We start from the raw sequence: 7,053 nt of genomic DNA, 5'->3' as shown, positions 1-7,053 counted from the left end.
TTACTCCGAGGACCTATGATTTATTCACAAGAGTAATTCCCACTGCTGCAGCGGGCGTGATAAATAAGGTCTGTTGAAGTAAGTTATCGAGCATTTGAGTCATAGTTGTAGTCGAGAAAAGCGGTGAAAGAAATAGAAAGTGGGGCTAAATTAATTAAATAGCTAACAACCAACTATTTACAAAACCAAGCCTCTCAAAATGAGAAGAAAAGAAAGGGGCAACGATTCAGTCGTTGTGCAACCGAATCATTTGCCACCCGCAATAGAGAATAAGAATCGCGCTTTTTTTCCTATTTTCAAGATGAACTTTCACACAAGTTATTCACAGCGGAGTGCTGATAACTTTTTAAAAGAAAGTATTGAAATTGTTACCTTCATTCAACAACGCCAGAAGCTTATCTGTACAAGCCATTTAGGAAAGACACTTCGTGCGCCAGAGGAAGCAATCATCCTGTTAAAGAGGTCAAAAAGAACATGGGAAAAAGAAAAACTTTTGGTGAAAAAAATTATTCCTTGTTTCCTTTTGCCATGTGAGCAATCAGACGATCGTTAAAATCCTTCGCAGAGTCATGTCCCATGATCTTCGCCGCGCGAACCATCGCCGCTACTTCCACTAAGCGCGCAAGGTCTCTACCGGGTCGAATATAAATCTCAATTTGCGGAACATCGATACCGAGAATGTTGAAGAAGCTTTCTTCTAATCCCGTTCGATCTTCGTCGTGTTCAGCAGACCATTCATCAAACGTAACGACCAAATCAATCCGCTTTTCCAAACGCACATTTCGAATACCGAAGAGATCGCCAACATTGATAATACCAATACCACGACACTCCATATAACCTCGGTTTAATTCAGAGCTATGCGCCAAGAGTTCCTGCTCATTAATTAATCGAATGTAAGTAAGATCATCGGCAACCAAACTATGGCCTCGCTCGATTAAGGCTAAGGCACATTCGCTTTTTCCAATGCCGCTTTTTCCCCTTAGGAAGGTACCAATACCCTTAATATCCAGCATCGTTCCATGCTCGGTAACCATAGGGGCAAATTCATGCTCCAACAATACGGTCGCCGTTGTCACGATATCCTTAGAACTCATCGGCGTACGAAACAGAGCGATGTCATAACGGTTGGCTACTTCTATCATGATTCGGGTGGGTTCCAAGTCACGGGATACGACGATACAAGGGATTTCTCTCTCAGCAAACTTGAGGAGAATATCTTCCTGAGCTGCATGGGAGAGGGTCTTCATATAAGCCATCTCGCCCGCCCCAAATAGTTGTATTCGACGCGCAGCAAAGGACTCCAGGAATCCGGACAACGCAATACCGGGGCGATTGATACTCTTCTCCTTGATTACCTTCTTTAGCCCCTCGTCTCCGGCAACCAGTGAAAGCTTCAAATTGTCCTTAAACTTATCATAGAAGAGGTTTACTTCAATGCTCTCGACAATCTTGGGTTTGGCTCGGAGATCCATAGTTCGACTACATATTAAAATTTTCGCCGAGGTAAAATTCCCGGCTTACTTCATCATTGATCAAAAAGTCACTGGTACCTTCGCGAAGGACCTCACCGTTGTGAAGCAGGTAGGCTCGATCCACGATACCTAAGGTTTCACGCACACTGTGATCCGTTATAAGTATACCAATACCCTTTTCGCTCAGCTCCAGAACAATCTTCTGTACTTCTGCTACATTAATTGGATCCACACCACTAAAGGGTTCATCCATGAGCAGAAACTTTGGTTCTGTAACCAAAGCACGAGAAATTTCGAGTCGACGACGTTCGCCTCCACTTAAGGTATATGCCTTTTGTTTAGCTATCTGTGTAAGATGGAGTTCTTCGAGATGCTTTTCCACCCTCTCTTTCCTCGCCTTTCTGGGAATAGGCAATGTCTCCACAATGGCTTTTATATTGTCTATAACTGAAAGGTTGCGAAAGACAGAGGGCTCCTGTGGCAAATACCCGATTCCCAAGCGTGAGCGTTTATGCATTGAGAAATGTGTGATGTCCGAATCGCCAACCAGGACTCGCCCACCCGATGCGGGAATCAAGCCCACAATCATATAGAAGGTGGTGGTCTTTCCTGCTCCGTTGGGCCCAAGAAGGCCAACCACTTCGCCTGCCGTCACGTTGACATTTACTTTATTGACGACCCGTTTGCTTGAGTAACTCTTTTCGAGCTCATGAGTGGAAACTGTAACCGGAGATGCCATAAGCTATTGTGGATTTGTGGCGGATGCTTCTTCGGGAGCAACTTCCTCTTCGAGTGATGCTTCTGCTTCACTGCCTTCTTCATCCGGTGCATTGGGATCAAATCCAGTATCTGGAAGGGTGCCCAAAGTGACCTTCACGCGATGCTGGTCTCCACCTTCAACTTGAGCTCGGCGATCACCATGCGACCAGGTAATTCGTTCCCCCGATACGGTTCGACCGTCATCAGTCACGACAGGATCGATTGTTAAAACAACCGTCTTCTCCTCGGGCATAAACTCAGCATGACCCGCTTCAGCGGTTCTGCCCTCCGTGATAATCTTCACGTTCCCAGTTGCAGTGAACTTTGTGATTTTTCCCATCTCCGTAACAGTCGCGTCGGCATCCCCTTTTTTCAAGGCGACGATGTAAAGCTCATCACTGGTCAGCTCCAGATTTGTGGCGATTACATTCACATTTCCCGTCAGGTTAAACTCCGAAATCTCATCACCACTTTTCATCTCCAGGTAATCGCCATAGAGAATGGTATTTTTAAGATCGAGCGTTTCATCGCCCTCTTCCTGAGCGAAGGAAACTAGTACTCCCAACAATAGTAGAAGAGCTGTAAATATTTGATGCTTCATTTCAGGAATGCCTCCAATTCATAATCGATAACCACCTTCACATTGGAAGTCACTTGGACAATTCTTTCGTCCTGCGAGTATTTCCAATTGTCGCCTTCAATATCGTAAAAGTCTCCGTCGACAAACACACCACCTTCACCGGCAACGGTTTGATTTTCGGATTCATACAGCGCTTGCGCACCCACGATGTGCATATCTATTTCCTTTTCTTCCTGCCCTTGATAAATCTCAAGGTCCATCTCCTTAACCTCAACTCCTCCAGCTTCATTATAGGCAACGGAACTCCCTTGGAGATTCCAAAGCTTGTAACCTTCGTCACTAAATATAGTTACCGTGACACCTTCGATAGGAGCATCGGGAAGAATCTGAGAGTTTACGGGGAGGCCGAAGACAAAGGCCAACAGAGCCAAGGGGATACATCCACGGCGAAAAATTCGCTTTAAAAGCTGAGTGGTCATGACGATGTAGACAGATTAAGCACACTCTCGTTCCTACTTTCAAGGATTCGGTCACATACTTCTCTTACAGCACCTAACCCACCGGTTATTTTTGTAACGTAGTCCGCGGATTCCAAAGCCATAGGAACGCCATTGGGAGGAGACACGCCAATCCCTGCATACTCGATCGCTGGGACATCAATAACATCGTCGCCCATATAACAAATGGCCTGGCTATCCACACCTAATTGTTCAGCCAACTCTTCCAGAGCAGAACGCTTATCCTTTCGACCTTGGATGATATGATCGAAACTGAGTTCGTTCATGCGTGAAGTGGTAGCCGGTGATAAGCGACCGGAAATAACTGCAAGGCTCACACCTACTTTTCTGACGCAGATCAGACCCATGCCATCCAACACACAGAATTGCTTCAGTTCGTAGCCATCGGGCCCAACAAAAACAGTTCCATCCGTTAAAACACCGTCAACGTCGAGAACTAGTAGCTTAATCTTTTCCCAATCCAAAGAATGAGATGAAGTAGTTTCTTGGCTATCGTTGAACATACTCTAGCTAATTTTATCTAACCAGTTTATGATGTCCCGGATAATCGACTCTTTGGTGGGCATGTATTGTCGCTCTAAGGTAGCGGCAAATGGAACCGGTGCATCTAGCGATCCAATTCTCAGAGGCGAGGCTTCCATGTCGAAGAATAATTCTTCGCAAATCTGGCTTACCACCTCGGCCCCAAACCCAGTGTTTCGTCGTGCTTCGTGGACGACTATTAAACGTCCTGTCTTCCGGACCGACTCACGGATGGGATCCAGGTCAACAGGTTTCAAAGCGCGCAGATCAATCAGTTCAAAATCGTATTCGTACTCATCGGCCAAGTAGTCACAGACCTTCTCACAGAGACCGACCATAAAACCATAGCTTACAATCGTAGCGACATTGCCTTCTCTCACCATTCTTGGTTTCCAAACATGATGATAATCATTACTGATAGTCACGTTATCACGAAGGCCACGATAGAGCCCTTTATGCTCGAAAAGCAGCACTGGATCATTTGAATCGTAGGCCGCTAACATACAATCGAACGCATCTTGCACCGAGCTCGGATAGAGCACCTTGAGCCCAGGGAACTGAGTATACATGGCCTCCAGTTCTTGAGAGTGAAAGGAACCAAAGGTCAACCCGCCACCACCCGGGAAACGCATTACCATCGGGATAGATGCTCCGCAGCGGTAATAAAAGGTACCTGCATTGAGACAGATCTGAGTCGTTGCATCGGTAGCGAAGTCGGCAAACTGAAATTCGATGATTGGGCGATGACCATTGAAAGCCAGACCGATTCCATAACCCACCGTAGCCGATTCAGCGAGTGGCGTATTGATTACCTTCGACCGACCAAATAGCTCATAGAGTTCATCCGTTACTTTAAAAGCGCCACCGTAAGTTGCGATATCCTGCCCCATAACCAGCGCTTCATCAGACTCCTCAAGAATCATTTTGTGGGCATGGTTTAAAGCTTGGGCAAAGGTTAGGTTCTTTAACTCCTTGCCGGCTTGCTTCCATTGAAAGCCATGGACGGAGTTAGAGAATTGTTCGCCTTCCAAATCTTGTTCTTCGATCTGAGGCTGAGCGAGAGAGACTTTGATACACTCTTCTAGATAGGCATCGATAATGGCTTCGGAGTCCTTGATTGGTGACTCCCCATGAGCGTCAATCAGCTTCTGACGCAGGAGAGGATTGGCATCACGTTTTTTCCATCCTTCAATGATATCGTCCGTCAAATAGTGACATGTGTCATAGGCAGCATGTCCTTGTAGGCGTAACGTTTTAACCTCAACGACGATCGGAATCCCGGAATCGCGCGTTTGTTGGAATACACGATTCAGCTCACTCACGATGTCGGCAGTCTTTGAGATATCGAGAGTCACATACTCCATGCCATAGGCCGTCGCACGACTTCCTAACGAATCAATAATATACTGTTCGTTGGTAGGTGTTGAATAGGCGTACTCATTATTCTCGATGACGAAGATCATCGGTATCTTCAGTACCGCAGCAAAATTCATCGTCTCATGAATATCACCTGTACTCGAAGCACCGTCTCCAAAAAACCCAATACCGATCGCATCGCGCCCCATCCGCCTTTGAGAATCAATGCCACCCATGACACTAGATAGAATGGGACCAAGGTGGCTAATAATTGGCAGACTACGATTAAGAGGATCTCCGTGGTGCACGTTTCCCTCGCGACCCAGCGTTGGACTTCCCGAATTAGCCATATACTGGCAGAGATGATCACAGAGATGATCGCTCCAAATGAGATGGGAAGCCAAATTCCGGTGAGAAAAGCTGACCACGTCCTTTTCCCGATCAAGAAGGAGACCGATCGGAGCAGCCATGCCCTCGTTTCCCTGACCTCCAGCCAGTGTTCCATAGACCAAACCTTGGCGAAACAAATCCCTTAATCGATCATCTGTTCTTCGCGACAGATACATCCAGTTATAGACCTCAGGCAATACTGATTCCACGTCGTCCAGGTTCTGGCCAAGTAAACTTCGTTTCTGAAGTATTTCCGGGGTTTCAGGATAAGGAATATCAGGACGGTAGTTCGGATGCATATCTTAACTAATTTGGGAAAGCTGAGGACGTATTCTCCTCGAAGCAAAACATTTGTAAGAATGGTCCATGGGCCAAGTCAAAAACTCACTTGGTTGAAGAGAATCCCAATTTCGTTAAATTGACTGGCAAAAAAGCCTCTCCGCCAAAACGCTTCTGACTGACCACCCTACCTAATAAGAGAAAATCATGGCCTCATCTATCGTCGTTACCGGCAGCTACGTTCAAGACCTGACATTTAAACTTCCAGAGTTCCCTACCGCAGGGCAGACCCTAATCGGAGAATTCAATACAGGTCCAGGAGGCAAAGGATCCAACCAGGCAGTAGCAGCAGCCAGAACAGGCGTGCCTACAGCCTTTATTGGGGCGACGGGAAAAGACGCTTTTGCCCAGGTTGCAAAGGACTTCCACGAGGGAGAGGGCATCGACTCTCGGCTCGCAATCCAGACCGAGCAGGCAACAGGCACCGCAGCAATTCTTGTTAACGATCGAGGGGAGAACGAGATCGTAGTCGCTCTTGGAGCCAACAACTTCCTGAGCCCCGCAGACATTCCTGAAGCTTTAGTATCAGAAGCTCAGATATTAGTCTCACAGTTAGAGTTTAACTTAGAGGCTGCAGAACATGCGCTACGCTTGGCACGGGAAAACCAAGTAACCACCTTACTGAACCCAGCTCCCATGAGAGATGACTTTCCTCCAAGCATGCTGGATTATGTAGATATCCTGGTACCCAATGAAACAGAATTTGCTCATCTGATCCGGGCGCGATTTCCGGAAGAACACGCATCCTTTAACGAAGCCAGCATTCAATCGCTGTCCTCAGACCAATTGCATCATCTTTGCAGAGACTTTGGAGTTTCGACTTTCATCATCACCCTTGGCGGAAACGGTTGTTTTATATCAACGGAAGATCGCTACTATAAGATACCCTGTATCCAAGGAATAGAAGTGGTAGATACAACCGGTGCCGGGGATGCATTTGTGGGAGGGTTCTCATCCGGGCTCGTTCAATTCGATGGCGATATCGAAAAAGCAGTCAGTTATGCGTCCGTCGTTGCAGGACTTTCAGTCACCAAATTTGGCACCGCACCGGCAATGCCTACCAAAACTGAAATTGAGGCTGAGATCGAAAAACAAGGAATCAGCTTATAATAGA

The 7,053-nt window shown here is 46.7% G+C and carries 8 protein-coding genes; 2 read left to right on the top strand and 6 right to left on the bottom strand.

Translation table 11 applies throughout. The features are described 5' to 3' along the window. Window positions 1-199: 199 nt before the first annotated feature. The gene (locus GA003_20820; GenBank protein QXD28406.1) at window positions 200-553 is read left to right on the top strand and encodes a hypothetical protein; all 354 of its coding nucleotides are present in this window, start codon (window positions 200-202) and stop codon (window positions 551-553) included. On the opposite strand, the gene hprK is transcribed toward GA003_20820, so the two are convergent. Genes hprK through GA003_20790 form a run of 6 tightly spaced genes read right to left on the bottom strand, consistent with a single transcriptional unit; the run spans window position 507 to window position 5,899 of the window. After that, window positions 507-1,475, bottom strand: a complete 969-nt coding sequence (hprK, locus tag GA003_20815; protein QXD28405.1) for an HPr(Ser) kinase/phosphatase — start codon at window positions 1,473-1,475, stop codon at window positions 507-509. The genes GA003_20820 and hprK overlap by 47 nt on opposite strands. Window positions 1,476-1,482: 7 nt before the next feature. Further along, window positions 1,483-2,214: an LPS export ABC transporter ATP-binding protein gene (gene lptB / locus GA003_20810; protein QXD28404.1), complete on the bottom strand. Its 732-nt coding sequence runs from the start codon at window positions 2,212-2,214 to the stop codon at window positions 1,483-1,485. Window positions 2,215-2,217: 3 nt separating this feature from the next. After that, window positions 2,218-2,835, bottom strand: coding sequence for a hypothetical protein (locus GA003_20805; GenBank protein ID QXD28403.1), 618 nt, complete (start codon window positions 2,833-2,835; stop codon window positions 2,218-2,220). After that, complete coding sequence (gene lptC, locus GA003_20800) at window positions 2,832-3,293, bottom strand: LPS export ABC transporter periplasmic protein LptC (GenBank protein QXD28402.1); 462 nt, start codon at window positions 3,291-3,293, stop codon at window positions 2,832-2,834. Before lptC ends, GA003_20805 begins: the two co-directional genes overlap by 4 nt. After that, window positions 3,290-3,835: an HAD hydrolase family protein gene (locus tag GA003_20795; protein QXD28401.1), complete on the bottom strand. Its 546-nt coding sequence runs from the start codon at window positions 3,833-3,835 to the stop codon at window positions 3,290-3,292. The genes lptC and GA003_20795 overlap by 4 nt, the downstream gene beginning before the upstream one ends. 3 nt (window positions 3,836-3,838) lie before the next feature. Then, window positions 3,839-5,899, bottom strand: a complete 2,061-nt coding sequence (locus tag GA003_20790; protein QXD28400.1) for a transketolase — start codon at window positions 5,897-5,899, stop codon at window positions 3,839-3,841. Between the two features lie 187 nt (window positions 5,900-6,086). Here GA003_20790 and GA003_20785 point away from each other — a divergent pair, with 187 nt between their 5' ends. Then, a complete protein-coding gene (locus GA003_20785) occupies window positions 6,087-7,049 on the top strand; it encodes a ribokinase (GenBank protein QXD28399.1) in 963 nt (320 codons plus the stop codon). Window positions 7,050-7,053: the final 4 nt, after the last annotated feature.

This window comes from Opitutia bacterium ISCC 52 (genome assembly GCA_014529675.2).
GTDB lineage: Bacteria > Verrucomicrobiota > Verrucomicrobiia > Opitutales > UBA2995 > UBA2995.
This window is presented reverse-complemented; position numbering and strand designations above follow the sequence as displayed.

Bases quoted from the DNA above. Each gene is read 5' to 3' on its own strand.
- GA003_20820 (QXD28406.1), top strand. From the start codon at position 200: ATGAGAAGAAAAGAAAGGGGCAACGATTCAGTCGTTGTGCAACCGAAT.
- hprK (QXD28405.1), bottom strand. From the start codon at position 1,475: ATGGATCTCCGAGCCAAACCCAAGATTGTCGAGAGCATTGAAGTAAAC.
- lptB (QXD28404.1), bottom strand. From the start codon at position 2,214: ATGGCATCTCCGGTTACAGTTTCCACTCATGAGCTCGAAAAGAGTTAC.
- GA003_20805 (QXD28403.1), bottom strand. From the start codon at position 2,835: ATGAAGCATCAAATATTTACAGCTCTTCTACTATTGTTGGGAGTACTA.
- lptC (QXD28402.1), bottom strand. From the start codon at position 3,293: ATGACCACTCAGCTTTTAAAGCGAATTTTTCGCCGTGGATGTATCCCC.
- GA003_20795 (QXD28401.1), bottom strand. From the start codon at position 3,835: ATGTTCAACGATAGCCAAGAAACTACTTCATCTCATTCTTTGGATTGG.
- GA003_20790 (QXD28400.1), bottom strand. From the start codon at position 5,899: ATGCATCCGAACTACCGTCCTGATATTCCTTATCCTGAAACCCCGGAA.
- GA003_20785 (QXD28399.1), top strand. From the start codon at position 6,087: ATGGCCTCATCTATCGTCGTTACCGGCAGCTACGTTCAAGACCTGACA.